We start from the raw sequence: 607 nt of genomic DNA, 5'->3' as shown, positions 1-607 counted from the left end.
TGTAATAATAAAGTGAAACAAACATTGATTTAATAATAAAAAAGGAGGTTCTAAATCGCTTGCGATTTAAACCTCCAAATGTATTACTATTTACTGTTTTCTCCCTCTGAACCGAACCCGTTAACATCAGTTAGACAGGCTTTTGTTTTATAGGTTTAATTCTTTACCTCTTACTCTCCGGCCAGTCATCGCTTTCCATAATCCAAACCCTATCAGTGCTCCGATCATATTAAGAATAAAGTCATCAATATCCAAACTGCCTCTTCTGGTGACCAGCTGGATAATTTCCACACTAAGGATCATGGCAGTCATGGAAATAGTAAATGACTTAAGTCTGTTTAGCACTTTAAAAAAATAGGGCAGAAAAATTCCCATTGGCAAAAATGCAGACACATTGCCGGCAAGGTTTTTTATTGGAATGATTAAATTCATGCTTCCATTGACCATAGCCAACATATACCCATTAATGGTTTTAAAAGGAAGGCTGTTTTCGCAAAGTTTGTTGCTATTTATATTATATTTACTGAGTTGATTGTAGTGGAGGGTGCGAGACTCCTACGGGAGTAGCGGGACAGGTGAGACCCCACAGACGCGTAGCGTCGAGGAG

General features: G+C 38.4%; 1 protein-coding gene. It reads right to left on the bottom strand.

Annotation, left to right across the window (positions count from 1 at the left end; all coding sequences use genetic code 11):
- Positions 1–147 precede the first annotated feature (147 nt).
- Positions 148–513 (bottom strand): VanZ family protein, encoded by a 366-nt coding sequence (locus M3205_RS25185; protein WP_311315756.1) that lies wholly within the window; start codon positions 511–513, stop codon positions 148–150.
- Positions 514–607 lie beyond the last annotated feature (94 nt).

Origin of the sequence: Cytobacillus firmus, assembly GCF_023715565.1 — a bacterium.
Lineage (GTDB): Bacteria > Bacillota > Bacilli > Bacillales > Cytobacillaceae > Cytobacillus > Cytobacillus firmus_C.
Note: the sequence above shows the minus strand (reverse complement) of the source record. Positions and strands in the feature narration are given on the sequence as shown.